30 protein-coding genes and 1 riboswitch are annotated in these 23849 nt (G+C 32.0%); of the genes, 26 read left to right on the forward strand and 4 right to left on the reverse strand.

Features of this window, described 5'->3' with window-relative positions; translation table 11 throughout:
* The 9 genes from pstA (at position 1) to ACMGE9_RS11635 (ending at position 6242) form a co-directional block, all read left to right on the forward strand.
* Positions 1-894, forward strand: coding sequence for a phosphate ABC transporter permease PstA (gene pstA, locus ACMGE9_RS11595; RefSeq protein ID WP_414042922.1), 894 nt, complete (start codon positions 1-3; stop codon positions 892-894).
* 24 nt (positions 895-918) lie between these two features.
* Complete coding sequence (gene pstB / locus ACMGE9_RS11600; RefSeq protein ID WP_414042923.1) at positions 919-1818, forward strand: phosphate ABC transporter ATP-binding protein PstB; 900 nt, start codon at positions 919-921, stop codon at positions 1816-1818.
* Positions 1819-1822: 4 nt separating this feature from the next.
* Positions 1823-2464, forward strand: coding sequence for a phosphate signaling complex protein PhoU (gene phoU / locus ACMGE9_RS11605; RefSeq protein ID WP_414042924.1), 642 nt, complete (start codon positions 1823-1825; stop codon positions 2462-2464).
* A 76-nt stretch (positions 2465-2540) separates the two neighbouring features.
* Positions 2541-2690 carry a 50S ribosomal protein L33 gene (rpmG, locus tag ACMGE9_RS11610; RefSeq protein ID WP_096076353.1) on the forward strand — a complete coding sequence of 50 codons (150 nt, stop codon included), beginning with the start codon at positions 2541-2543 and terminating at the stop codon, positions 2688-2690.
* An 89-nt stretch (positions 2691-2779) separates the two neighbouring features.
* Entirely contained in the window at positions 2780-3346 is a 567-nt protein-coding gene (locus ACMGE9_RS11615; protein ID WP_414042925.1) for a 5-formyltetrahydrofolate cyclo-ligase, read from the forward strand.
* On the forward strand, positions 3343-4767 hold the full coding sequence (locus ACMGE9_RS11620) for a rhomboid family intramembrane serine protease (protein WP_414042926.1): 1425 nt from the start codon (positions 3343-3345) through the stop codon (positions 4765-4767). The genes ACMGE9_RS11615 and ACMGE9_RS11620 overlap by 4 nt, the downstream gene beginning before the upstream one ends.
* Positions 4768-4771: 4 nt before the next feature.
* Positions 4772-4963: a YqgQ family protein gene (locus ACMGE9_RS11625; RefSeq protein ID WP_414042927.1), complete on the forward strand. Its 192-nt coding sequence runs from the start codon at positions 4772-4774 to the stop codon at positions 4961-4963.
* Complete coding sequence (locus tag ACMGE9_RS11630; RefSeq protein ID WP_414042928.1) at positions 4960-5931, forward strand: ROK family glucokinase; 972 nt, start codon at positions 4960-4962, stop codon at positions 5929-5931. The genes ACMGE9_RS11625 and ACMGE9_RS11630 overlap by 4 nt, the downstream gene beginning before the upstream one ends.
* Positions 5931-6242: an MTH1187 family thiamine-binding protein gene (locus ACMGE9_RS11635; protein WP_414042929.1), complete on the forward strand. Its 312-nt coding sequence runs from the start codon at positions 5931-5933 to the stop codon at positions 6240-6242. The genes ACMGE9_RS11630 and ACMGE9_RS11635 overlap by 1 nt, the downstream gene beginning before the upstream one ends.
* 42 nt (positions 6243-6284) lie before the next feature.
* Here the strand turns inward: ACMGE9_RS11635 and ACMGE9_RS11640 are convergent, their stop codons facing one another.
* Complete coding sequence (locus ACMGE9_RS11640; protein WP_414042930.1) at positions 6285-6524, reverse strand: DUF2759 domain-containing protein; 240 nt, start codon at positions 6522-6524, stop codon at positions 6285-6287.
* A gap of 92 nt (positions 6525-6616) precedes the next feature.
* On the opposite strand from ACMGE9_RS11640, the gene ACMGE9_RS11645 reads away from it, so the two are divergent.
* Complete coding sequence (locus ACMGE9_RS11645) at positions 6617-7246, forward strand: MBL fold metallo-hydrolase (RefSeq protein ID WP_414042931.1); 630 nt, start codon at positions 6617-6619, stop codon at positions 7244-7246.
* 38 nt (positions 7247-7284) lie between these two features.
* Here the strand turns inward: ACMGE9_RS11645 and ACMGE9_RS11650 are convergent, their stop codons facing one another.
* The gene (locus ACMGE9_RS11650) at positions 7285-7533 is read right to left on the reverse strand and encodes a DUF2626 domain-containing protein (protein WP_099578437.1); all 249 of its coding nucleotides are present in this window, start codon (positions 7531-7533) and stop codon (positions 7285-7287) included.
* A gap of 211 nt (positions 7534-7744) precedes the next feature.
* Between ACMGE9_RS11650 and comGA the strand changes: the two genes are divergently transcribed.
* From comGA to ACMGE9_RS11725, 15 genes are all read left to right on the forward strand, one after another.
* Positions 7745-8713: a competence type IV pilus ATPase ComGA gene (gene comGA / locus ACMGE9_RS11655; protein ID WP_414042932.1), complete on the forward strand. Its 969-nt coding sequence runs from the start codon at positions 7745-7747 to the stop codon at positions 8711-8713.
* Entirely contained in the window at positions 8700-9737 is a 1038-nt protein-coding gene (comGB, locus tag ACMGE9_RS11660) for a competence type IV pilus assembly protein ComGB (protein WP_414042933.1), read from the forward strand. Before comGA ends, comGB begins: the two co-directional genes overlap by 14 nt.
* Before the next feature lie 11 nt (positions 9738-9748).
* Entirely contained in the window at positions 9749-10108 is a 360-nt protein-coding gene (gene comGC, locus ACMGE9_RS11665) for a competence type IV pilus major pilin ComGC (RefSeq protein WP_414042934.1), read from the forward strand.
* A complete protein-coding gene (locus tag ACMGE9_RS11670) occupies positions 10056-10526 on the forward strand; it encodes a hypothetical protein (RefSeq protein WP_414042935.1) in 471 nt (156 codons plus the stop codon). Before comGC ends, ACMGE9_RS11670 begins: the two co-directional genes overlap by 53 nt.
* Positions 10513-10758 (forward strand): hypothetical protein, encoded by a 246-nt coding sequence (locus ACMGE9_RS11675; protein WP_414042936.1) that lies wholly within the window; start codon positions 10513-10515, stop codon positions 10756-10758. The genes ACMGE9_RS11670 and ACMGE9_RS11675 overlap by 14 nt, the downstream gene beginning before the upstream one ends.
* On the forward strand, positions 10703-11152 hold the full coding sequence (gene comGF, locus ACMGE9_RS11680; RefSeq protein ID WP_414042937.1) for a competence type IV pilus minor pilin ComGF: 450 nt from the start codon (positions 10703-10705) through the stop codon (positions 11150-11152). Before ACMGE9_RS11675 ends, comGF begins: the two co-directional genes overlap by 56 nt.
* Positions 11153-11332: 180 nt before the next feature.
* Positions 11333-11839, forward strand: a complete 507-nt coding sequence (locus ACMGE9_RS11685; RefSeq protein ID WP_414042938.1) for a shikimate kinase — start codon at positions 11333-11335, stop codon at positions 11837-11839.
* Positions 11826-11909, forward strand: a riboswitch (glycine riboswitch). (Overlaps the previous gene by 14 nt.)
* A 67-nt stretch (positions 11910-11976) precedes the next feature.
* Positions 11977-13062 (forward strand): glycine cleavage system aminomethyltransferase GcvT, encoded by a 1086-nt coding sequence (gene gcvT / locus ACMGE9_RS11690; RefSeq protein WP_414044501.1) that lies wholly within the window; start codon positions 11977-11979, stop codon positions 13060-13062.
* Positions 13063-13074: 12 nt separating this feature from the next.
* Positions 13075-14418: an aminomethyl-transferring glycine dehydrogenase subunit GcvPA gene (gcvPA, locus tag ACMGE9_RS11695; RefSeq protein WP_414042939.1), complete on the forward strand. Its 1344-nt coding sequence runs from the start codon at positions 13075-13077 to the stop codon at positions 14416-14418.
* Positions 14411-15880: an aminomethyl-transferring glycine dehydrogenase subunit GcvPB gene (gcvPB, locus tag ACMGE9_RS11700; protein ID WP_414042940.1), complete on the forward strand. Its 1470-nt coding sequence runs from the start codon at positions 14411-14413 to the stop codon at positions 15878-15880. The genes gcvPA and gcvPB overlap by 8 nt, the downstream gene beginning before the upstream one ends.
* Positions 15881-16214: 334 nt before the next feature.
* Positions 16215-17453, forward strand: coding sequence for an arginine deiminase (gene arcA / locus ACMGE9_RS11705; protein ID WP_414042941.1), 1239 nt, complete (start codon positions 16215-16217; stop codon positions 17451-17453).
* A gap of 57 nt (positions 17454-17510) precedes the next feature.
* Positions 17511-18530 carry an ornithine carbamoyltransferase gene (gene argF, locus ACMGE9_RS11710; protein WP_414042942.1) on the forward strand — a complete coding sequence of 340 codons (1020 nt, stop codon included), beginning with the start codon at positions 17511-17513 and terminating at the stop codon, positions 18528-18530.
* An 85-nt stretch (positions 18531-18615) separates the two neighbouring features.
* Positions 18616-20040 carry an arginine-ornithine antiporter gene (arcD, locus tag ACMGE9_RS11715; RefSeq protein WP_414042943.1) on the forward strand — a complete coding sequence of 475 codons (1425 nt, stop codon included), beginning with the start codon at positions 18616-18618 and terminating at the stop codon, positions 20038-20040.
* Positions 20041-20088: 48 nt separating this feature from the next.
* The gene (arcC, locus tag ACMGE9_RS11720) at positions 20089-21033 is read left to right on the forward strand and encodes a carbamate kinase (protein ID WP_414042944.1); all 945 of its coding nucleotides are present in this window, start codon (positions 20089-20091) and stop codon (positions 21031-21033) included.
* Between the two features lie 14 nt (positions 21034-21047).
* Positions 21048-21746, forward strand: a complete 699-nt coding sequence (locus tag ACMGE9_RS11725; protein WP_414042945.1) for a Crp/Fnr family transcriptional regulator — start codon at positions 21048-21050, stop codon at positions 21744-21746.
* A 47-nt stretch (positions 21747-21793) separates the two neighbouring features.
* Here the strand turns inward: ACMGE9_RS11725 and ACMGE9_RS11730 are convergent, their stop codons facing one another.
* Positions 21794-22177, reverse strand: a complete 384-nt coding sequence (locus ACMGE9_RS11730) for a rhodanese-like domain-containing protein (RefSeq protein ID WP_414042946.1) — start codon at positions 22175-22177, stop codon at positions 21794-21796.
* A gap of 109 nt (positions 22178-22286) precedes the next feature.
* Between ACMGE9_RS11730 and ACMGE9_RS11735 the strand changes: the two genes are divergently transcribed.
* Positions 22287-23129, forward strand: a complete 843-nt coding sequence (locus ACMGE9_RS11735; protein WP_414042947.1) for a biotin/lipoate A/B protein ligase family protein — start codon at positions 22287-22289, stop codon at positions 23127-23129.
* A gap of 44 nt (positions 23130-23173) precedes the next feature.
* Here the strand turns inward: ACMGE9_RS11735 and ACMGE9_RS11740 are convergent, their stop codons facing one another.
* A complete protein-coding gene (locus ACMGE9_RS11740; protein WP_414042948.1) occupies positions 23174-23764 on the reverse strand; it encodes a hypothetical protein in 591 nt (196 codons plus the stop codon).
* Positions 23765-23849: the final 85 nt, after the last annotated feature.

A 23849-nucleotide genomic window follows, 5' to 3' on the forward strand; every position in this document is an offset into this window, starting at 1 on the left:
ATGGAATTAGTTAATCACGAATCAGTTAAGAAGAATCTCTCTGGTAGACTTTCTAAAAATAACATTGTAAAATTTATTTTTTTCTTATGTACTATGATAGGTTTAGTAGTACTTGCGATTTTATTATTTGATATTATCCGTAAGGGTGCTGGTTACTTGACGCCAACATTCTTTACAAACTTTTCATCTACAACACCTGAAAAAGCAGGAATTAAAGGTGCTTTAATTGGTACATTATGGTTAATGATGACGATTGCTCCAATAGCTGTTACACTTGGTGTAGCCACTGCAATTTATATGGAAGAATACGCTAAAGATAATGCTTTCACTAGATTTGTTAAAGTAAATATTGCTAACTTAGCCTCTGTACCATCAGTAGTATTCGGTTTATTAGGATTAACATTATTCGTTCGTGGAGCAGGTATAGAATCACTTTCTTTAGGAAAGTCAGTTTTAGCTGCAGCACTTACAATGTCATTGATGATTTTACCAGTTATTATCGTATCTAGTCAGGAAGCGATTAGAGCAGTTCCAGGCGCTATTCGCGAAGCTTCATTAGGTTTAGGTGGAACGAAATGGCAAACCATTACTAATGTAGTATTACCGGCTTCAATTCCTGGTATTTTAACAGGAACTATATTAGCACTTTCACGCGCGATTGGTGAGACTGCTCCATTAGTAGTAATTGGTATTCCAACTATCTTCATGAAAACGCCAGACGGTATCATGGATAGATTCCAAGCATTACCAATGCAAATCTTTACATGGGCAAAGTTACCGAAAGCTGAGTTCCAATTTGTATCATCAGCAGCGATTATCGTGTTATTAATCATGTTAATTGCAATGAACTCAATCGCTATTTTCATTCGTAACAAATTCCAGAAAAAATTCTAGTTTTAAATTGAGAGGGGTCTATATATGAATAATAACGTTAAAGTATCAGACAAAGTTGAAAATAATGAAAAAGTTATTGTTACAACTGAAACTGTAAATAATACAGGCAGTGAAAATACAAAAAAAGAACGTAATATAGTAACAGGTCAAACACCAAACCCAACAAACCGTAATATTGTTTATCAAACGAAAAATTTAGATTTGTGGTATGGTGATCACCATGCATTACAAAATATTAACCTTGATATTTTAGAGAATGAAGTTACAGCAATAATTGGACCATCAGGTTGTGGTAAGTCAACTTACATTAAAACATTAAACCGTATGATTGAATTAATTCCTAGTGTTAGAACCTCGGGCGAAATACTTTACAGAGGAGAAAATATCTTTGATAAGAGTTACAAAGTTGAACATTTAAGAACACGTGTTGGTATGGTATTCCAAAAGCCAAATCCATTTCCTAAATCAATCTATGACAATATTACTTATGGACCACGTATCCATGGTATTACTGATAAAAAAATCTTAGATGAAATTGTTGAAAAATCACTACGTGGTGCAGCAATCTGGGAAGAAACAAAAGATCGCCTTGATAAAAATGCCTATGGTTTATCTGGTGGACAACAACAGCGTATTTGTATCGCACGTTGTTTAGCAATTGAACCGGATGTTATATTAATGGATGAACCTACTTCTGCCCTTGATCCAATTTCTACTTTAAAAGTAGAAGAATTAGTACAAGAAATCAAAAATCAATACTCAATCATTATTGTTACTCACAATATGCAACAAGCAGCGCGTATCTCAGATAAAACTGCATTCTTCTTAAACGGATATGTGAATGAATATGATACAACTGATAAGATTTTCTCTAACCCAGCAGATGAACAAACAGAGCGCTATATTTCAGGAAGATTCGGTTGATTCTATGAGAGAAATTTACGAAGAAAGTTTAAATCATTTAACAAGTTCAGTTCAAGAATTAGCTGGGGAAGTTTATAAAGTAATTGAACGAAGTCTAAATGTACTTAGTGATAATGAAGTGAATCATGCACGAGAGATTATTAAATATGATGAAGTTATCAACAATATGGAAAATGATATAAATGAGCAAATCATTTTACTAATTACGAAACAACAACCTATTGCAACAGATTTAAGGTTAATTTTATCTAGTACTAAAATCGCATCTGAATTAGAGCGAATTGGTGACAATGCAGCGAATATTGCTAAAATTCGTAAGCGTGTTCAGTTTGAGGATACGTATATCCTTACACGTTTAAAAACAATGGGTAAATTAAGTTTGTTAATGCTTGCTGATTTAGAAGAAGCTTATAAAAATAGCGATGTTAACTTAGTTAAAGAAATTATTGAAAGAGATCAAGATATTGATGATTTATACAAAGAAATCATTAATACAACTTACTTAATTGATAATGATCCATACATTTCAGGTCAAGCGCATTTAGCAGGTCGTTACCTTGAAAGAATCGGTGACCATATCACGAATATAGCTGAAAGTTTATATTTCACGATTACTGGTGAAAGATTTGACCAAATCACAAATTAGTACTAGATAAATCATACGACACATGTTATTATAGAAAAGTCGTATGGATATTTAGAAACGTGAGGAGGGAACAATTATGCGCGTTAATGTTACTTTAGCTTGTACTGAATGTGGAGAAAGAAACTACATTACTAAAAAAAATAAACGTAATAACCCAGAACGTATTGAAATGTCAAAATACTGTGCAAGAGACAATAAAAAGACTTTACACAGAGAAACTAAATAATTTTTGAGCAGACATGTCTTTTCATGTCTGTTTTTTTTTATTCATTTTATTCTATGTGCTATATTGTATAATATATACGAGGTGAAATTATGACAATAAAATCAGAAAAAAAAGAAATACGATTAGCAATGTTAGAACGTTTAAAATCCAATCATAATAAAATTGAAAAAGAAACTTCAATAAAACAAACATTCATTAATCAAGATGTGTTTAAAAATGCACAGTCAATTGGAATTACGATGAGTATGGAGCATGAATTTGATACGAGATGGCTGATTGATTACGCAAAAAAGTATGGCAAAAAAGTATATGTGCCATTTTGTGACTATAAGTCGAAACAAATGCATTTTGTTAGATATACTTCTGACGAGGATATAGTGAAAGATTCGTTTGGTATAGATATTATGAATCATCAATTGGAATATGATACTTATCCAGACTTATTGATTGTCCCAGGTGTCGTTTTTAATGAGAAAGGATATCGCATAGGATATGGCGGTGGTTACTTTGATAAATATTTAAGTCACTTTAAAGGTAAAACTGTAAGTTTAATCTTTGAATTGCAGTTCGGTGAAGTATTAATTGAAAATCATGATATACCTGTCCAAATGATAATAACTGAAGATAGAATAATAAATAATGAGGTTCAATCATGATTACAGATAAGTTAGTTTGGAAAAGTATTTATGAATATATTAAGTATTCTGATTATGACTTTGTAACGATATCAGAAGAATTGGATGATGTATGGTTATATAGTAGAAGTAAGAAAACATTGAAACGTGTTATTTTAAATAAACAAACAGCACAGTCTACATTATTTATGGTGCAGAAGATAATGGATCATCATGATGAAATAGAAACAATGGTTGAACATAATATTAATCATTATGAAATTATTCTTGTAAATCAAGAAATTCTATTAAGTGATATGCCTTTAAATATCAAGGTTATATCTTGTTTAAATGCTCAATCCATTAAACATACCTTTAATACGCCATTTAAAGCTATTTCAAGCAAGACGAAACCACAATCAGTAGCATGGTATCAAAATAGAGTAATTAAGCAAAATCCAGTAGATATTGCAATGACCAAGTTCACTCCATTAACATATCTATTAATTGCGATTAATATCATAAGTTTTATCATTATGAGTCTATGGCATATGACCCATAAAGTAGATATGATTGTTGAGAAGGGTGGTCTAACACATTTTAACTTTGTTCATGGTGATTATTATCGTGCATTAACTTCAATGTTCTTACATTTTGATTTTCAACATATATTATTTAATATGATGTCTTTATATATTATGGGTAAGATAGTCGAATATCTCTATCATAAATGGCAATACTTAATAATCTATCTTGGTGGGGGGATATTTGGTAACTTAGTATCACTCGCATTTGATACCACATCCATTTCAGTAGGTGCTAGTGGAGCTATTTGTGCTTTAATGGGTGCAATATTGGCACATATATTATTTAGTGGTAAGTTTGAAAAAAAATTCATTGCTCAAGTATTTATCGGTAGTATAATTTATTTAGCAATAAGTTCATTATTTGCTAATGTAAATAATTTTGCACATTTTGGTGGCTTATTCGGAGGATTATTCATTGCTATATTGATACATCTTTTTAATAAGAAACGCCAATATTTCAATTGGATGAGTGTGGGTTTTATTATTATCGTTGTATTATTACTTGTTAATATTTTTTCAGAAAAAGAACATCATATTTATAATGAATTTGCAGCTACAGCAATTGCTAATGGAAGTGATCAAGATGCAAAAGAAATATTAACAACCACAATGAATAAAGGCTATGAAAACGATGAAACTTATGTATATTTTGGTTTATTGAAGACGAAACAAGAAAGCTTATCAAATGGAATCACTATATGGAAAAAAGGACTAAAGGAATTTCCAAATAGTGATAAACTGAATTATCAAATGGCTTTAGCAATGCGTGCGCTAGATGATTATGATGCTGCGAATAAATATTTAAATAAAGCGATAGAAGTTAATAGCACGCCAGATTATTTAAAATTACAAAAAGAATTTAAAGAATTTAGGTGAAATAATGAAATCCTTTTATGATGTTCAGCAATTATTAAAGCAATATGGTATTATCATTTACTTTAAAGATGAACATGACACAATTGAAATGATGAACCAAGAATTAAAGTCACTTCATGATGCGGGTATTCTTTCAAATGAACAGTTCATTCAAGCACGATTAATATTAAACCAAAGAAAGATGGGAAAAATATGATTATTTTAGCAGCGGATATAGGCGGCACGACATGTAAACTAGGAGTACTAGACGAAAGTTTAGAAATATTGCACAAATGGGAAATCCTAACGAAAACTGAAAATAATGGGGAGAGTATCTTAAAGAATGTATATGATTCTTTTGTGGTGAATGCAAAGCATAAGAATTATGATATGAAAAATGTTCTGGGTATAGGTTTAGGTGTTCCAGGTCCAATAGACTTCCATACAGGTGTAGTAAATGGTGCGATTAATTTAAATTGGCATGGCAAAATAAATATTAAAGAACAATTTGAAAAGCTAAGTGGTTTACCTGTATATGTGGATAATGATGCCAACGTAGCAACTTTAGGTGAAAAGTTTAAAGGTGCAGGACAAGATGAGCCTGACGTTATTTGTGTAACACTTGGAACTGGAGTTGGTGGTGGTATCATTAGTAACAATGAATTAGTACATGGACATAACGGTTCAGGTGGTGAATTAGGACACTTCAAAGTAGATACTAAAGAACGATTCCAATGTAATTGTGGTAAGAAAGGGTGCTTAGAAACTGTAGCCAGTGCAACAGGTGTTGTGAACTTGTCTTATCATTATTACGAAGAACTGCAATTCCAAACCGTTATTGAAGATGCAATTAATAATCGTACTTTACAAGCTAAGATGGTATTTGATGCAGCAAAAGATGGTGATGAGTTTGCTACATATGTAATCAAGAAAGTAGCACGTAATTTAGCATATGCACTTAGTGTATTTAGTGTTGTAACGAATCCGAAATATATTATTATCGGTGGCGGTGTTTCTAAAGCAGGTGACTTCTTAATAAAGCATATTGAAGATATTTATCGTGAAATCACTTTTACGCCAGCTACACTAGGTACAAAAATTGTGACAGCGACTCTTGGAAATGATGCAGGAATAATTGGTGCCGCGGGATTAATTAAACAATATGTTAAGAAGGAGATCATTTAATGGCTATTATTGATGTTGTAGTTATTCCACTAGATGGTAAGTCAATTAGTGTAAGTAAATATATTGCAGAGATTCAAGTGATTTTAGAAGGATTAAAACAAGAAGGGAAAATTGACTATCAATTAACACCAATGAGTACTTTAATTGAAGGAGATTTACATGAGTGTTTAATGGCTTTAGAAGCTATTCACGAGTCGCCATTTAAACAAGGATTAGAACGTGTTTGTACAAATATTAGAATTGATGATCGCCGAGATAAAGAACGAAAGATGATTGAAAAAATTGATGCAGTCAATAAACATTTAAAATAAAACAGTGACATTAAAAAAACCAGGACATTTGTCCTGGTTTTTTTAATGGTGTAAGATTGGGTATCCATAAGTGAATATTGTAGCAAGAGAAAAGAATCCGAATGATAAAGTTGCTAATAATCCAAAAATAATACCTAATACATTTTTAGATTTGATTGAATCAAATAATCCTTTGATTGAAAGGATAAATACAGCTAACATTAATAGTGCAAAGATATTTACACCAATATGAATTTTTGTACCAAAAATTTCAAATAATTCGCCTGTGTTAATAAACGGCATAACATAACCCCCATGAAATTACTTTTATTATCACTAATATTGTATAATTAATAAATAACTTTGTCGAGTATATTTTTTAGGAGGATGTTAAAGTGGAGAAAATTAAGATACCATTAGGTCAAATTCAAACGAATTGTTATATTATTCATAATGAGGAAGAAATATTGATTTTTGATCCGGGCGATGAGCCTGACAAAATTATTAATGTCATCTTACCTTTAGAAAAGAAGGTATTGGCAGTCATATTAACACATACGCATTTTGATCACATCGGTGCTGTTGATGAGATATGTGAAGTATTTAATGTACCCGTATATGTTTCGGAAGAAGAAAAATTTTGGTTAACTGATACAATAAAAAATGGCTCGGAAAAATTCAAGCAATATGGTTTAGAACCCGTTATTGCGAGAACGAAACCAACTATTATGAAATTAGGAAAGCAATCGATTGGATCATTTTTGTTTGAAGTTCGACATACTCCAGGTCATTCTCCTGGCAGTCAATCTTTTATTTTTAATGATTTTGGGATTGTAGGGGATACTTTGTTTAAAGAGAGTATTGGTCGTACTGATTTATATCAAGGTAATACACAACAATTACTCAATAGTATTGATCAACAATTGATGACGTTAGATAAAGATTTTGTGATTTGTCCAGGTCATGGCGGATATACTACGATTCAACATGAGATGAATCGCAACCCATTCTTAAATGGTTATTAAATCAAAGTAAAAGAAAAAACCTTCCATAAAGGAAGGTTTTATTCGTGATGACCAAAACTTGGCTCTAATAAGAAAGTTGAATAGTATGTGAATCCTACAAAACATACTACTAAGTATGCTGCAAAAATATACATATACATTCTTTCAGTTAATTTTAAGTAACCTAATAATACAAAAAATCCAGTTTGAGCAACGAAAATGAATGACATCATTGACATACCGCCAACATAGAACATTACCGCAAATATCGCCGTCCAAAATCCTAAAGTTTTAAAAACTTTATCCATATGGTTATTCCCCCTATATTCAAACTCTTCATATCACTTATTATTATAAAGATATGCATTTAATAAGTAAACCTCTAATTTACTAAATCTTTAATTGGAAACATTTGGTTTGTTTCGATAATTTATTTAGAAAATAAATTAATGTAAAGAAAAAATATTAGTAAAAAATATAAATTGATTTTATTACGATAATCATAGTAAGGAGGGATTTATGGAAAAAACACTACATATATTATTGGATGATGCAATAGAATGTAACGCTTCGGATATTCATTTTATACCTGGTAATGAATGTGTGCTTATAAAAATGCGAATACATGGAGATATGCATGACTATGACACGATGAAAGTTGATGTATTCGAGAAATTATTATCATATTTAAAGTTTGTAACTCATCTTGATGTTTCAGAAAAAAACAAAGCACAAAGTGGAATATTGTCGTACAAAAGTGAAACTATGTCATACAATGTTAGAACATCAACGTTGCCACAGTCTGTCGGCCATGAAGCATGCGTGTTAAGAATGATTCCGTCTGTATTTAAACAAACGATACAAATTGAGCAAGATTTGTTATCTCTAATGCATAAGGGGAGTGGCTTAATTTTAATCAGTGGACCAACTGGAAGCGGGAAAAGTACGTTAATGTATCAAATGTTACAATATGCAGTACAACATTTGAATAAACAAATCATTTCGATTGAAGATCCTGTAGAGCAACGTATAGAAGGAATGGTTCAAATTAATGTGAATATGAAAGCAAATATTACTTATCAAAATTCACTAAAAGCGATATTACGTTGCGATCCAGATATTATTATGATTGGAGAAATTCGCGATCCTGACACTGCGAAAAATGTTGTTAATGCAAGTTTAAGTGGACATTTAGTGTTAACGACCATTCATGCTAATACATGTATAGGTGCACTTCATCGCTTATTAGAAATGGGTGTCACGAAAGTTGAACTTGAACAAAGTATTGAAATAATACTCAATCAACGATTAATAAATACTAGTATTGCTCGAAAAAGAGTTTATGAACAAATGAATAAAAAAGAAACGAGACTCTATTTAAATGATGAAGACATTAATTCGTATGTACCGATTAGTCAACAGCTATCCTCAATGCTGGAAAATAATTTGATAACTCAGATGGAGTATGAACGTTATGCTGTGGAGTAATAATAAATTAAAATCTTATGAAGATGATTTTTTAATGAGATTATCAGAAATGACGCGAAATGGTTTTACACAATATGAAGCTATTGAATTTTTATTTTCACAATACGAAGATGTGAAACCTAATATAAAGACTTCAATTTTACAACATTTACAGCAAGGATTAGCGCTATCAGAATGTCTAAAATTACTCAATTATAGCAATCATATCGTGATGCAAGTCCATTTTAGTGAATCATTTGGTAACGTCAATGAAACACTAAAACATTGTTACGAATACAACATTTCAAAAAGAAAATTAAAACAACAATTTATTAAAACAATTCAGTATCCACTGGTATTAATCATGATATTTATATCACTCATTATCACGGTAAATCATACCGTCTTACCGCAATTTAAAAGTATGTATAGTTCTATGGGAGTTGAACTAAGCAAAGAACTTGTTATTTTAACAAATATATTATATATGCTACCTCAAATTATTATTTATATTATTTTTCTAATTATTATACTAATCATTTACTATTTTTCTATATTCAAAAAATCTAATATCAAAACACAACTAATAATAATAAAAAAGATTCCTATTATTAATCAACTTTACCGTTTATATATTACTTATCGTATTAGTTCAGACTTATCTTTTTTCTTAAGTAATGGGGTCATGATGAAAAATGTTATTACAATATTAGAAGGTCAGAAAAATGATATAGCACTTAGTTATATTGCAGCATCAATCAATCATAGTCTTATCAAAGGAGAAACATTACCAGACGCTGTTGCTGGTATGCAGTTGTTTGAGAAATCTATGATTCAATTTATGCAACATGGTGAGAAAAATTCAAAGTTAGATCGTGAGCTTGATTACTACAGTCAATATGTCTTTAAAAAATTTGAATTAAAAATATTTAAGTTAATAAAAAGCATTCAACCCATTATTTTTATTATTCTAGGTTTGTTAATTATCGCAATGTATTTGGTTATTATATTGCCTATGCTTCAGATGATGGAAGGCATTCAATAGGAGGAGAAATTATGTTTTCAACAATAAATAATAAATTAAATTCTTTGGTTCAATCTTTTAAGCAACAATTTAAAAAGAGGGATGGATTTACATTAATAGAAATGTTACTCGTATTACTCGTTATTTCAGTATTAATTATCGTCATTATCCCAAACATCGCAAAACAATCTGATAATGTACAAAATACAGGGTGCACAGCACAAGTAAAAATGGTTCAAGGTCAAATAGAAGCTTACAAGTTACAAAATGGAAAATCCCCAACATCTATTAATGAATTAGTGCCGGAATTTTTAAAAGAAAATCAGGTGAAGTGTAAAAATGGTAATCCAATTAATATTGACAATGGCGAAGCGGTCGCTCAAAAATCTTAATGGATTTAGTTATATAGAGTCATTACTTGTATTGTTTATTGTCATCATTATCATACTGATTGTTCCAGTGAGTCAATTTGATCAAGAAAAGTATAGTGATGACGAGATAAATGATGAAATCATTTCTTTATTAAATTTTTATCAAACGAAAGCCTATGAATCTGGTGAAATCATTATTGTATCGTTCCCACTTGGGAGCGATACGCTTTATATTCACTCGGAAGCTTTGAAAATTAGAGCGCAATATAAAATAAAAAATGGCAAAATTTTTGAAGGAAATCATTTGAATAATACAGAGGTAGTCTTCAAAAACAGTGGGGTTAAAGCCGGTGGTACTATTAAATATCAAATAAATGATAATCACTATCAAATTGTCATTCAGATACATAGAGGGCGAATGCGTGTTGAAAAAGTATAAGGGATTTGTATTAATCGATAGCTTATTGTCATTTTCGATAGTTTCTATAATTTGTTTAATGTTATTACCTATGTATTATACATTGTCTAAAAGTTACGAAGAAAAAAAGATATCACTTGAAAACTATCGTATCGCTTACGTTGAAATTGTAATCAACAAAAGAGGTGGCTATCTAGATGGTGATTTTATATGCTATAAAACAGATGAAACACATTGTATTCAAACAAAGTAAAGGGTTCACGATGATTGAAATGTTAATTAATTTATCGATTATTGTAATGATAATGAGCCTATTACCTTTAATTTATATGAATATTATTCAATTAAGCGGCAAAAGTACAGATCATTTTGATGTGAATAATGCAATGTTCCAACGGGATTTATATGATGAATTAGACATGGCTGATTATGTGGAAATCAAGAATGGTCATTTATTTATTCATGCAGGAGAGAACATTATTTTATATTATTATCATAACCAGCGAATCGTTCGAAAACTCAATGATAGAGGTTATATTATTATGTTAGAAGGTGTGAAAAATGCAATATTTGAGGAACGTGATAATGGAATATACCTCAAAATCGAAAGAGATAAAAATAAAACCTATACATACCAAGTTATCTGAAGGTTTTATCTTCCCTTCAATGCTAATATTAATGATGATCACAATATTCTTTTTGAGTTACTATAGTACTAGATACATGTTAAAATTTAATACATTAGATCATCTTGAACATTATTATGTTAAAGAGATAAAAGAAGCTATTTCAAAAAAGAAATAGCTTCTTCTGTTAAGGAGGTTAAAATGGCTATAGTACTAGTTGGATTTATGGGTGCTGGTAAGACGACGATAGGGACAAAATTAGCAGAACGAATGAATCTTCCGTTCGTTGATTTAGACGCTGAAATTGTGAAAAAAGAAGGGAAATCGATACCAGAAATTTTCGATATATTTGGTGAAATATATTTTCGAAACTTAGAATATGATACTTTGAGACTATACATAAACATGAACGTTGTAATTGCAACAGGCGGCGGAATAATTGAAAACACGAACAATATTCTATTACTTAAGAAAAATAAATTAAATATATGGGTAGATGCGAACATTGATACTGTGTATAATAGAATTGTTGGTGATAATAATCGACCTAACGCACAAAACAAACCTTTTCATGAAATTAAAAAATTGTACAACAGTAGGATTACACGCTATAATGAAATCGCATACATTAAGGTTGATAATGAAGATAATATTATTTCATGTGTGCAAAATATTCACAATCAAATAATCACGGATGATGAAAATTAGAGAGAATGAGTGATCATCGCCGAAGGGGCAAGCTATATAAACTCTCAGGCAAAAGGATAATTTTCGGACGTAACCTGAAGAAATCAACAGGATAGCATTTTGCTATTCTGTTTTTTATTATTATTTTTAGGAGGATAATCATGACTGAATTAAAGAAAACACCATTGTATGACAAATACGTTGAAGTTGGTGCAAAAGTAATTGACTTCTCTGGATGGGGGTTACCTGTTCAATTTTCAAGCATTAAAGAGGAACATATCGCGGTACGCGAAAATGTAGGGATGTTTGATGTGAGTCATATGGGTGAAATTATTGTTGAAGGTGAAAAGGCAGTAGAATATCTTCAAAATGTTTTAACAAATGATATTACGAAAACAACAGATAGAAAAGCACAATATACAATGATTTGTAATGAAAATGGTGGCGTAATTGATGATTTAGTTGCTTACAAACTTGATGAAAATAAATACTTATTGGTAGTAAATGCAGGAAATACTGACATCGATTTTGAATGGCTACAACAACATACTATCGAGGGTGTCACTGTTACTAACGTATCAAAAGAATACGGACAAATAGCAGTACAAGGACCTAAAGCATTAGAAGTTTTAAAAGATCAAGTTAAAGAAGATATCGCATCTTTAAAAATGTTTGAATTCATTCAAAATGTTGAAATCTTTGATAAGAACGTTATCTTTAGTCAATCTGGTTATACTGGTGAGCATGGATTTGAAATTTACTGTGCAGCAGAAGACACAGTTGCAATTTGGGAAGGTTTATTAGAATTAGGCGTTGTACCATGTGGTTTAGGTGCGCGTGATACCTTACGTTTAGAAGCGGCTTTACCTTTACATGGTCAAGATTTATCTACTGAAATCACTCCCTATGAAGCAAAAATGGGCTTCAGTGTGAAATTAGATAAGGGTGAATTCATTGGACGTAGTGTATTAGCGAAGCAAAAAGAAGAAGGAATAACACGTAAGTCTGCTGGATTAGAAATGTTAGAGCGTGGTATTGCACGTACAGATTATGAAGTACAAGATAAAGACGGTAACAAAATTGGTTACATTACAAGTGGAACACAGTCCCCATCAACAGGTCGTTCAGTTGCATTAGCATTAATAAATATTAATCAAACTGAAATTGGTAATGAAGTATTCGTACAAGTACGTAAAAAATTAGTACCAGCAAAAGTTGTAAAAACACCATTCCATAAAAATTAAGGGGTTGAAAAAATGAGTCATCGTTATATACCGTTAACTGAAACAGATAAGAAAGAAATGATGGATACTATTGGAATTAATTCTATCGACGAGTTATTCCAAGATATACCTGAACGTGTTCGTTTTACTGGAGATTTAAATATTAAACCACGTCAAGCTGAAACACCATTATTAAAAGAATTATCAGCATTAGCTAATAAGAACATCACAAGTGATACACATGCATCATTCTTAGGTGCTGGTGTATATGATCATTATATTCCAACAGTAGTAGATCACGTGATTTCACGTAGTGAGTTCTACACTGCTTATACACCATATCAACCTGAAATCTCTCAAGGTGAATTACAAGCAATTTTTGAATTCCAAACGATGATTGCAGAACTTACTGGTATGGATTGTGCTAACTCATCAATGTATGATGGTGGTACATCATTTGCAGAAGCAGCAATGTTAGCATGTGGTCATACTAAAAAGAAAAAAATTATCGTTTCTAAAGCAGTTAATGATCAATCACGTGCAGTATTACAAACATATGCGACTGGACAACATTTAGAAGTTGTTGAAATCGACGTTCAAGATACAGTAACTGATTTAGATGCTTTAAAGGCAGCAATCGATGAAGAAACTGCTTGTGTAATGGTTCAATACCCTAACTTCTTTGGTAGTATAGAAGATTTAGAAACAATCAAATCATATACAGAAGGTACAAAAGCATTATTCGTCGTATCTAGTAACCCAATGAGCTTAGCATTATTAACACCTCCTGGTGAATTTGGTGCTGACATAGTTGTTGGTGATGCACAAGTATTTGGTATTCCAGCCCAATTAGGCGGACCACACTGTGGTTACTTTGCTGCAACAAAAAAATTAATGCGTAAAATGCCAGGTCGTTTAGTAGGTCAAACACAAGATGATCAAGGGAACCGTGGATTCGTATTAACATTACAAGCACGTGAACAACACATCCGTCGTGACAAAGCGACTTCTAATATCTGTTCTAACCAAGCATTAAACGCATTAGCAGCATCAGTTGCTATGAGTGCTTTAGGTAAAAATGGTGCTTACGAAATGGCGAACCAAAACTTACAAAAAGCAAATTACATGAAAGAAAAAATGATTGCTGAAGGTTTCAATGTATTAGCAGGAACAACATTCAACGAATTTGTAGTAAAATTCAATACACCAATTGCTGAAATCAATGAGAAGTTATTAGAAGATGGTTTCATTGGTGGATATGATTTAGGACAAGTTGATAGTAAGTACGAAAACCATATGTTAATAGCAGTTACTGAGTTACGTACAAAAGAAGAGATTGATACATTTATCGCGAAAGTAGGTGTGTTCAATGCTTAAGGGAAGCTCTCCATTAATTTTTGAACGTTCAAAAGAAAATCGTTTTAGTTATTCATTACCTGACTTAGAAGTTGAAAACAAAAATGTTGAAGACATTTTAGATAGTAAGTTTATTCGTAAGGAACGCGCAATGTTACCAGAAATTGCAGAGTTAGACTTAATGCGTCACTACACAGAGTTATCGAATAAAAACCATGGTGTTGATTCTGGATTCTATCCACTTGGATCTTGTACAATGAAATACAATCCAAAAATCAATGAGCGTGTTGCACGTATGGCTGGATTTGCAGCAGCACATCCATTACAAGACGAAAAAACAATTCAAGGTTCTTTAGAAATAATTTATGATTTACAAGAACACTTAAAAGAAATCACAGGGATGGATGAAGTAACACTTCAACCAGCAGCAGGTGCCCACGGTGAATGGACTGCTTTAATGATGATTCGTGCATTTCACGAGTCAAACGGTGACCATAACCGTACGAAAGTGATTGTACCTGACTCAGCGCATGGTACAAACCCAGCATCTGCAACGGTTGCAGGCTTTGAAACTGTAACGGTTAAATCAAATGAATTTGGATTAGTTGATATTGAAGATTTAAAACGTGTGGTAGGTCCTGATACTGCTGCGATTATGTTAACAAACCCAAATACGTTAGGTTTATTTGAGGAAGATATTTTAGAAATTCGTGAAATCGTACATGCAGCCGGCGGTAAATTATATTATGATGGTGCGAACTTGAATGCAATCATGAGTAAAGTACGTCCTGGAGACATGGGATTTGACGCGGTTCACTTAAACTTACACAAGACATTTACTGGTCCTCATGGTGGTGGTGGTCCTGGTTCAGGTCCTGTTGGTGTGAAAGCTGATTTAGTACCATTCTTACCAAAACCACATATCATTAAATCAGAAGATGGTTTCAAATTCGATTATGATCGTCCACAATCAATCGGGCGTGTTAAACCATTCTACGGTAACTTCGGTATTTACTTACGTGCTTATACGTATATCCGTACAATGGGTCCAGATGGCTTAAAAGAAGCATCTGAAGTTGCAGTATTAAACGCAAACTACATGATGAGAAGATTACAAGATTACTTCGTGTTACCTTATGATCGTCATTGTAAACATGAGTTTGTAATCAGTGGTTCAAAACAAAAGAAATTAGGGGTTAGAACGTTAGATATGGCAAAACGTCTGTTAGACTTTAACTTCCATCCACCTACAATCTACTTCCCATTAAATGTTGAGGAATGTATGATGATTGAACCAACCGAAACTGAATCAAAAGAAACATTAGATTCGTTCTGTGATACGATGATTCAAATTGCCAAAGAAGCTGAAGAGAATCCAGATATCGTTTTAGAAGCACCACACGATACGGTGATTGGACGTCTAGATGAGACAATGGCAGCGCGTAAACCAGTATTAAAATACTCAGGTTCAATTGAAAAATAATACTATATTATAAAAAAGAATTGAGCAAAGCATGAATTAACATGCTTTGCTCTTTTTTTGTTTTTATTCATTTAAAAATTAATATATTATTTTAAAAAAGTTTATTAATTTGAAAATGAATAATATATACATCTAAAAACGCTATATTAAAGCCTTTGATAATAAATATTCATTCATATTAATAATTAATCAGTTATTGTATTAAAATATTATTTTTCACTTTTAGTATGTGAAATATTTAACACATTGCTTGTTAAGTATTAAATGAATGAAAACGTTTTTATGAATATAATAAAAGTATCAAATAAAGCAAAACAATAAGGAGGAAATAACAATGGTACAACGTAAAATTAATGTAACAAGTGAGATCGGAAAATTAAAAACTGTTCTTCTTAAAAGACCAGGGAAAGAGTTAGAAAATTTGACACCTGACTACTTAGGCGGATTATTATTCGATGATATTCCATTTTTACCAGTAGCTCAAAAAGAACATGATAATTTTGCAAAAGTGCTAAAAGATGAAGGTGTAGAAGTTTTATACTTAGAAGATTTAATGGAAGAAGCAATTGCAGATGAAAAAATTCGTCGTCAGTTTATCGATCAAGTATTAGATGAATCTCAAAAAACAACATTAGGTCATGAAGCAGAACTTAAAGAATACTTCGCTCAATTATCAAATAAAGAATTAGTTGAAAAAGTGATGGCGGGAGTTCGTAAGGATGAAATTAAAGCAAAAGGTAATCGCTTAGTAGAATTAATGGATGACCGTTATCCATTCTACTTAGATCCAATGCCAAACCTTTACTTCACACGTGACCCACACGCTACAATCGGTAATGGTGTAACAATCAACAGAATGTTCTGGCGTGCACGACGAAGAGAGTCAATGTTTATGGATTATATCATTAAATATCATCCAGACTACAAAGATCAAGAAATTCCAGTATGGTTAGACCGTGACTGCCCATTCAACATTGAGGGTGGAGACGAGTTAGTTCTAAGTAAAAATGTATTGGCAATAGGCGTATCAGAACGTACTTCAGCACAAGCAATTGAACGTTTAGCCAAATCATTATTTGATGATGATTCAAATGATTTTAATAAAGTCGTTGCTGTAGAAATTCCAGTATCTAGAACATTCATGCACTTAGATACAGTGTTTACAATGATTGATTATGATAAATTCACAATTCACTCAGGTATTGAGAAAAAAGATGGTCAAATTAATTGTTATACACTAACCGAGGATCCTAATAATAAAGAACAAATCAAAATTGAACATACAACAAACTTAAAAGAAACATTACAAGATGCTTTAGAAATTGAAAAAATCGAATTTATTCCTTGCGGCGGTGGTGACCCAATTATCTCAGCACGTGAACAATGGAATGATGGTTCTAACACATTATGCATCGCACCAGGAGTAGTTATCACTTATGATCGTAACTACGTTTCTAACCAATTATTACGTGATAAAGGTATCCGTGTTATTGAAATCACAGGTAGTGAGTTAGTACGCGGAAGAGGGGGCCCTCGTTGCATGAGCCAACCTTTATTAAGAGAAGAAATCTAAAACAAAGATAATCATAGAACTTAAATAATGAAGCAAGAAAATAAGGAGGAAAATAAAATGTTAACAGGTAAATTATTAAGAAAAGAATTATATGGCAAAAATTTCTTAAAAGAGATGGACTTTACACATGATGAGTTCTTATATTTCATTGAATTAGCAGAAACATTAAAAGACATGAAGAAAAAAGGAATTCCACATCGATATATGGACGGTAAAAGTATCGCACTACTTTTTGAAAAAGCATCAACACGTACACGTTGTGCATTTACAGTAGCAGCAATTGATTTAGGTGCTCACCCTGAATATTTAGGTAAAGATGATATTCAATTAGGTAAAAAAGAATCTGTAGAAGATACTGCTAAAGTATTAGGGCGTATGTTTGATGGTATTGAATTCCGTGGTTTCTCTCAAGAAGTTGTTGAACAATTAGGTGAACATGCAGGCGTGCCAGTATGGAATGGTTTAACTGATAAATGGCATCCAACTCAAATGTTAGCAGACTTCTTAACTGTTAAAGAAAAATTCGGTAAATTAGAAGGCATTAACTTCACATATGTTGGAGATGGCCGTAATAACGTCGCGAACTCAATCATGGTTGCTGGTGCTGAACTAGGTGTTAATATTAGAATTTGTTCACCAAAATCATTATTCCCAGAACAAGATGTAATTGATATCGCAAACGAACGTTGCAAACTTGACGGTGGAACATTGATGATTACTGATGATGTTGAAGAAGCAGTAAAAGGTACAGATGTAATCTACACTGACGTATGGGTATCAATGGGTGAAGAAGATAAATTCAAAGAACGTATCGAATTATTAACACCTTACCAAGTTAATATGGATATGATTAAAAAGACTGGCAACGAAGATGTATTATTCTTACATTGCTTACCAGCATTCCATGATACAGAAACGATTTATGGTAAAGATATTAAAGAAAAATACGGCTTAGATGCAATGGAAGTAACAGATGAAGTATTTAGAAGTAAACATTCTAGAGTGTTTGACCAAGCTGAAAACAGAATGCACACAATTAAAGCAGTAATGGCAGCTTTATGTGGGGAAGAAAAATAATACAAACATATGATTCATTCCAAGACTAAAGAGGCGTATTGCCTCTTTAGTAATACATATCAAACAAAAATTGGAGGGAATGAAAATGAGTGAACAAGACAGTAAAAAATTAGGTCTATTCTCACTTGTCGCAATGGTTGTCGGTTCTATGATCGGTGGCGGCGCCTTTAACTTAATTAGTGACATGGGAGCTTCAGCAGGTGGACTCGCAATTATTATCGGTTGGGTTATTACAGGAATCGGGATGATTGCATTAGGATTTAGTTTTCAAAATTTAACAACAATGGAACCAGAACTTGATGGAGGCGTTTATAACTACGCAAAAGCAGGTTTTGGAGATTACATGGGATTTAACTCAGCATGGGGATATTGGATCAGTGCATTTTTAGGAAACGTTGCATACGGTACATTACTCATGACAGCTGTAGGTAACTTCTTACCAGTATTCAAAGGTGGGGCAAATGTTCCAAGTATTATTGCAGCATCTGTTCTTTTATGGCTAGTACACTTCTTAATTTTAAAAGGTGTAAAAGGTGCGACATTTATTAATACAGTAGTAACTGTAGCAAAATTAATTCCAATCTTTTTATTCATCGTAATGATTATTATTGGGTTTAACTTTGATACATTTATGGCTGGTTTTCATGGCATGACAAAAGGAGTTAGCAATGGCTTTGATATGGGCTCATTAATGACTCAAGTAAAAAGTACAATGCTAGTAACTTTATGGGTTTTTATTGGTATTGAAGGTGCAGTAGTGTTCTCAAGTCGTGCTAAAAGTAGAAGTGATGTAGGTAAAGCAACATTGATTGGTTTAATTGCTGTATTACTTACTTATATGTTAATTACTATTTTAGCACAAGGTGTTGTTGAACAAGGTAAAATTGCAGATCTGTCAAATCCATCAATGGCTGCAGTATTAGAACAAATTGTAGGTCCATGGGGTGCATCATTTATTAATATTGGGCTTATAATCTCAGTATTGGGTGCATGGTTAGGATGGACGTTACTTGCTGGTGAAGTTCCATTCTTAGCAGCTAAAGATAATGTATTCCCTGCTTGGTTTGGTAAAGAAAATGCTAACCATGCTCCGGTCAATTCATTATTAATCACAAACATTTTAGTACAATTATTCTTCTTAACTTTAATATTCACAGATAAAGCATATAACTTTGCATTCTCACTTGCATCTTCAGCAATCTTAATTCCATATGCTTTTAGTGCATTTTATCAAGTGAAATATGCAATGAAACATAAACAAAGTGGTAAACAATTATTCATCGGTATTGTCGCTTCAATTTATGCGATTTGGTTAGTGTATGCAGCAGGTTTAGAGTATTTATTACTTACAATGTTACTTTATTTCCCAGGCATCCTTGTATATCAAAAAGTACAAAAAGCAAACAATAAACCGATTTCTGGTATAGATAAAGGCTTATTTATTGGCTTAACTATATTAACAATAGCGGCAATTTACTTTATCGTAACTGGCAAAATTACAGTGTTCTAAATATAAAAAACTATAAATTTAAACTCGAATGAACAAGGAGGAAACAAAATGATTAATAAACGTGTTGTAATAGCATTAGGAGGCAATGCTATTCAAACTGGAGTAGGTACAAGTGAAGCGCAGCAACTTGCGATTGAAAATACAGTAAGTGAATTAGAAAAATTTGTAATGCATGACGTTGAAGTAATTATTTCTCATGGTAATGGACCTCAAGTTGGAGCGATGTTAATTCAACAAAAAGAAAGTGATTCAGAGATGACACCTGCGATGCCACTTGATGTTTGTGGTGCCATGAGCCAAGGAATGATTGGATATTGGTTCCAAAATGCAGTTTCTAAGATGTTAGATCATTGTCATTTAGAACGTAATGTCGCTACAATTGTTACACGCGTTGAAGTTGATCCAAATGATGAAGCATTCCAGAATCCAACAAAACCTGTCGGACCATTTTTTACAGAAGAGGAAGCAAAAAAAGAAATGGATGCTAATCCTGGTATAACATTTAAAGAAGATGCTGGACGTGGTTGGCGTAAAGTCGTAGCGAGCCCACATCCTATTAATATCATTGAAGCACCAATCATTAATGATTTAGTAGATCATGGCAATATTACAATCTCTTGTGGTGGTGGTGGTGTGCCGGTTGTACGCCTAGAAGAAGGATATCGTGGTGTTGAAGCAGTTATTGATAAAGACTTTGCGTCAGAAAAATTAGCCGAACTTGTAAATGCAGATATATTATTAATCTTGACAGCGGTAGACCATGTATATTTAAATTATAATAAACCGGACCAAAAGATGTTAGAGCATATTACGTTAGATGAATTAAATGAATATATTGCTGAAGGTCAATTTGCTAAAGGTAGTATGTTACCTAAAATCGAAGCTGCTATTGAATTTGTAAATAGTGGAGAAGATAAAAAAGTAATTATTACTGATTTACAAAATGCTTATAAAGCTTTTGAAGGTACAGCAGGTACGGTCATTACGAAATAAAGGATAGGTAATTTATGATTTTAAATAACCGTAGTAAGTCTGATTTATTTGAACACCGAGTAAAACAGTTTGCAGATTTTATACAAGCTGAGATATCTGAAATTGAAGAAATAAAAGATTATCTTTATTTGAAAGATGTTAAACCAGGACAAATAATATATCAGCAAGGTGATCAATCAGAAAAGCTATACATGTTAATCCATGGTTATATTGTGCTCGAAACAAATGATAGTCATGGAAATGAAATGGATATTTTCGTTCATCGTCCACAGATTTTACCATTGTCTGCATTATTCTCAGAAACAGATTACAGACAAACGGCTAAAGCATTATATAAAACACAAATCATGTATTTCCAAAAAGAAGCGTTAGAATTTTTATCGAAAAAATATAACCATATATTGATTCATTTGTTTAAAGAGATGGGTCGCGTAATGGAATCTGAAGATAATCGGATGATTTTATATGCGGGAAAGTCGATTGAAGAGAAAGTAATTGCATTATTACTATATTTGGGAAAAGAAGTAGGTACTGAAAAAGGTGAATATTATCGTCTTAGGAATATCATTACGGTAACGCAATTAAGTCGTATGATTTGTGTTTCAAGGGAATCAACAAGCCAGATGATTAATCGATTTAAAAGAGAAGGTTACATTATTCCAGATAAAGATAAAAATCATATGTTAATATCAAAGAAATTAGAATGGCTATAAAAAAAGAGGGGACAAAAATTTGTCCTCTCTTTTTTAAAGCAAATATATTATTTTTTTGTTTTTAAATCATATTTCCAATCTTTATAACCGTTTTTCAACATATAAAGATTTGAATAACCATGTTTTTTAAGCATACGTGCTGCACGGTAACTTGAGATACCATTGGCATCAACGAAATAAATCGGTTGATCTTTTCGTAGACCTAACATTCTTGTTCTAAAAATCGTCATAGGAATGTTTCTTGCACCGTTAATATGTCCATAATCAAAATCTGCTTTTTCACGTAAATCAATAAGCTGTGCTTTTCTTAAACCGCTTTTAAAGTCATCTTGACTTAATTCAGTAACAGCTTTACGATTGATAGAGTAATTAATTAGAATGTAGACTAACAAAGCAAGAAGTACGATTCCTAAAATATACCATATTGTCATTTTAGTAGTCCTCCTTTTGTAATCATAGATTTATTATAGTAGTTATATCATATGATTTCAAAGTTATTTTACTTTTATTTTGTTTTTATTACTATTTGGGAGTTTTATAATGGAAAATAAGCAAAGAGAAGAATGGCTATTTTTAAACACAAAGAAAAATGATCCATATTTTAATATGGCATTAGATGAAGCATTATTAAATTTTGTTTCTGAAGGTAAGTTACCTCCAATTGTGCGTTTTTATGGTTGGGATCCGGCAACACTTTCCATCGGTTATTTTCAAAAACTAGAAAAAGAAATCGATTTAGACAAGGTGAAAGCAGGAGGATATGGTCTCGTAAGACGTGCCACAGGTGGGCGCGGGGTACTTCATGATAAAGAGTTAACTTATAGTGTAATTGTACCAGAAGGTCATCCGGAAATGCCGAAGACTGTGACAGAAGCCTATCGTGTTATTTCTCAAGGATTGCTTGAAGGATTTATTGATCTAGGATTCAATGCCTATTTTGCAGTTCCAGATACAGAAGAAAAACGTGCGAAATTAAAAGATCCTAGAAGTTCAGTCTGTTTTGATGCTCCTAGTTGGTATGAATTAGTTGTTGAGGGGCGTAAAATTGCTGGCAGTGCACAAACGAGACAAAAAGGTGTGATATTGCAGCATGGGTCGATTTTACAATCTATTGATGTCGATGAATTGTTTGATTTATTTGTCTACCAAAATCCACGTTTGAAAGATAAAATGAAAAAAGCATTTTATTCTAAAGCTGTGAGTATTCAAGATCTGACAGAGAGAAAAATCACGATTGAAATGATGGAAGAAGCATTCTATAGAGGTTTTGAAAAAGGTTTAAATAAATCATTAGTACCATATGAACTGACAGAAGAATTAATTGAGGAAACAAATCGGTTGATTGAGAAATATAAAAGTGATGAGTGGACCTATAAAAAATAAAAAATGGTGTGATTCTAATTGGATTCACACCATTTTTATGTCATTTATTGGAATTGTATCTCATTAAACTGATCAATTACTTTTTGTAATGTTTCCTTTCCTTCATTCAATAGAGCTTTGTCTTTTTTATCATAACCTTTTTCAATTTTTGAAATGGCTTTTTTCATGTTTTTATTTGCATCTTCAATTTGTTTATGAATTTCCTCAAATGCTTCTGGTGGATTTGATTTTTTAAAGGGTGCTTCATATGTTCTAATCGCGTCGTTAATGGTTGCTTTTACTTCACCTAGCTTTAAAGCTACAGATGAATTTTTATTGATTTGATCAATTTTGGTATCTATACTTGCATATGATTCGAATGCAGTCCCTAACTTCGCAGCATAATCTTTGAAGTTTTGTGTGTATAAATCATTTGTAATAGTATTGCCACTCTTTGCTTGTTTTAATTCGCTTTCGATACTTGCTAATGTATTATTTTTTGATACACGCTTTGTTTTTTCGTTATCGAGTTTATTTTTAACAGTTGAAACTTCTTTTTTTAAGTCATTTTTTTCTTTAGTGAGCTGTTCTGTTTCAGAAGGTCCGCATGCTGTAAGGATTAAAGTGGTAGATAATAGTAATATTAATTTCTTCATAAATGTCACGCCTCAATTCAAATAGTATCTGTTTATATGGTAACATATATATATTGGTATAAAAATGCTTATCTATATAGAGAGG

It is taken from the genome of Macrococcus animalis, assembly GCF_047425875.1.
GTDB lineage: Bacteria > Bacillota > Bacilli > Staphylococcales > Staphylococcaceae > Macrococcoides > Macrococcoides animalis.

Coding starts and splice junctions, on each gene's coding strand:
- pstA (WP_414042922.1), top strand. CDS start 1: ATGGAATTAGTTAATCACGAATCAGTTAAGAAGAATCTCTCTGGTAGA.
- pstB (WP_414042923.1), top strand. CDS start 919: ATGAATAATAACGTTAAAGTATCAGACAAAGTTGAAAATAATGAAAAA.
- phoU (WP_414042924.1), top strand. CDS start 1,823: ATGAGAGAAATTTACGAAGAAAGTTTAAATCATTTAACAAGTTCAGTT.
- rpmG (WP_096076353.1), top strand. CDS start 2,541: ATGCGCGTTAATGTTACTTTAGCTTGTACTGAATGTGGAGAAAGAAAC.
- ACMGE9_RS11615 (WP_414042925.1), top strand. CDS start 2,780: ATGACAATAAAATCAGAAAAAAAAGAAATACGATTAGCAATGTTAGAA.
- ACMGE9_RS11620 (WP_414042926.1), top strand. CDS start 3,343: ATGATTACAGATAAGTTAGTTTGGAAAAGTATTTATGAATATATTAAG.
- ACMGE9_RS11625 (WP_414042927.1), top strand. CDS start 4,772: ATGAAATCCTTTTATGATGTTCAGCAATTATTAAAGCAATATGGTATT.
- ACMGE9_RS11630 (WP_414042928.1), top strand. CDS start 4,960: ATGATTATTTTAGCAGCGGATATAGGCGGCACGACATGTAAACTAGGA.
- ACMGE9_RS11635 (WP_414042929.1), top strand. CDS start 5,931: ATGGCTATTATTGATGTTGTAGTTATTCCACTAGATGGTAAGTCAATT.
- ACMGE9_RS11640 (WP_414042930.1), bottom strand. CDS start 6,524: ATGCCGTTTATTAACACAGGCGAATTATTTGAAATTTTTGGTACAAAA.
- ACMGE9_RS11650 (WP_099578437.1), bottom strand. CDS start 7,533: ATGGATAAAGTTTTTAAAACTTTAGGATTTTGGACGGCGATATTTGCG.
- comGA (WP_414042932.1), top strand. CDS start 7,745: ATGGAAAAAACACTACATATATTATTGGATGATGCAATAGAATGTAAC.
- comGB (WP_414042933.1), top strand. CDS start 8,700: ATGCTGTGGAGTAATAATAAATTAAAATCTTATGAAGATGATTTTTTA.
- comGC (WP_414042934.1), top strand. CDS start 9,749: ATGTTTTCAACAATAAATAATAAATTAAATTCTTTGGTTCAATCTTTT.
- ACMGE9_RS11670 (WP_414042935.1), top strand. CDS start 10,056: ATGGTAATCCAATTAATATTGACAATGGCGAAGCGGTCGCTCAAAAAT.
- comGF (WP_414042937.1), top strand. CDS start 10,703: ATGGTGATTTTATATGCTATAAAACAGATGAAACACATTGTATTCAAA.
- ACMGE9_RS11685 (WP_414042938.1), top strand. CDS start 11,333: ATGGCTATAGTACTAGTTGGATTTATGGGTGCTGGTAAGACGACGATA.
- gcvPA (WP_414042939.1), top strand. CDS start 13,075: ATGAGTCATCGTTATATACCGTTAACTGAAACAGATAAGAAAGAAATG.
- gcvPB (WP_414042940.1), top strand. CDS start 14,411: ATGCTTAAGGGAAGCTCTCCATTAATTTTTGAACGTTCAAAAGAAAAT.
- arcA (WP_414042941.1), top strand. CDS start 16,215: ATGGTACAACGTAAAATTAATGTAACAAGTGAGATCGGAAAATTAAAA.
- argF (WP_414042942.1), top strand. CDS start 17,511: ATGTTAACAGGTAAATTATTAAGAAAAGAATTATATGGCAAAAATTTC.
- arcD (WP_414042943.1), top strand. CDS start 18,616: ATGAGTGAACAAGACAGTAAAAAATTAGGTCTATTCTCACTTGTCGCA.
- arcC (WP_414042944.1), top strand. CDS start 20,089: ATGATTAATAAACGTGTTGTAATAGCATTAGGAGGCAATGCTATTCAA.
- ACMGE9_RS11725 (WP_414042945.1), top strand. CDS start 21,048: ATGATTTTAAATAACCGTAGTAAGTCTGATTTATTTGAACACCGAGTA.
- ACMGE9_RS11730 (WP_414042946.1), bottom strand. CDS start 22,177: ATGACAATATGGTATATTTTAGGAATCGTACTTCTTGCTTTGTTAGTC.
- ACMGE9_RS11735 (WP_414042947.1), top strand. CDS start 22,287: ATGGAAAATAAGCAAAGAGAAGAATGGCTATTTTTAAACACAAAGAAA.
- ACMGE9_RS11740 (WP_414042948.1), bottom strand. CDS start 23,764: ATGAAGAAATTAATATTACTATTATCTACCACTTTAATCCTTACAGCA.